Below are 1,081 nucleotides of genomic sequence, written 5' to 3'. Positions count from 1 at the left end.
ACTTGGGCAGTCGGCGGTAAACACCGTTCGCGTGGCGTGGAATTGTCCGCCATCGGGCAAATCATTCCCAAAAAACTCTATCTGCGCGGTTCGTTGGGCGTGATGCAGGCGAAAGTCGTTGAAGACAAAGACAATCCCGACCGAGTGGGCATTCATTTGAATAACACCAGCAACGTTACCGGCAACCTGTTTTTCCGTTACACCCCAACCGAAAACCTCTATGGCGAAATCGGCGTAACCGGTACGGGCAAACGCTACGGCTACGATTCAAGAAACAAAGAAGTTACCACGCTTCCCGGCTTTGCCCGAGTTGATGCCATGCTCGGCTGGAACCATAAAAACGTCAACGTTACCTTTGCCGCAGCCAATCTGCTCAATCAAAAATATTGGCGTTCGGACGCCATGCCGGGTAATCCGCGTGGCTATACCGCCCGGGTAAATTACCGTTTCTGATGAAATCAGGCAAAGGCCGTCTGAAAATAAGGCTATGATCTAAGCCATATTTCAGACGGCCTTTATAAAGGTTGAAATAAAACTAAACACATTTTTTCACTCAAATCGAACACACCTCCAACGAAATGCCATAAAATCCGCCCATTGATTTGAATGTAAAGAGATACCTATGAAACTGAAAACCTTAGCCTTGACTTCATTGACCCTGTTGGCATTGGCCGCTTGCGGCAAACAGGCGGAAACCAGCGTTCCGGCAGACAGCGCCCAAAGCAACACATCCGCTCCGGCAGCCCCTGCCGCATTGACCGAAGGTGTCAATTACACCGTATTGTCCAATCCGATTCCGCAACAGCAGGCCGGCAAAATCGAAGTATTGGAATTCTTCGGCTACTTCTGCCCGCATTGCGCCCATCTTGAGCCGGTTTTGAGCGAGCACATCAAAACGTTTAAAGACGATACCTATATGCGCCGGGAGCATGTTGTGTGGGGTGATGAAATGAAACCTTTGGCACGTTTGGCGGCCGCAGTGGAAATGGCCGGTGAATCAGATAAAGCCAACAGCCATATTTTCGATGCGATGGTTAACCAAAAAATCAACTTGGCCGATACCGATACCCTGAAAAAATGG

Annotated in this window: 2 protein-coding genes; both read left to right on the top strand. The window is 49.4% G+C overall.

Translation table 11 applies throughout. From position 1 onward, the window contains the following. Positions 1-453 (top strand): TonB-dependent receptor domain-containing protein (locus ACTHUE_RS19410; protein WP_440424215.1); only part of this gene is annotated, 453 nt, incomplete at its 5' end. Positions 454-622: 169 nt separating this feature from the next. Continuing rightward, positions 623-1,081, top strand: a 459-nt coding sequence (locus ACTHUE_RS19405) for a thiol:disulfide interchange protein DsbA/DsbL (RefSeq protein ID WP_440424214.1), incomplete at its 3' end; no start/stop codon positions are given.

It is taken from the genome of Neisseria sp. P0021.S005, assembly GCF_051956955.1.
The sequence above is the reverse complement of the archived record's forward strand: the minus strand, read 5'-3'. Positions and strand labels throughout refer to the sequence as shown.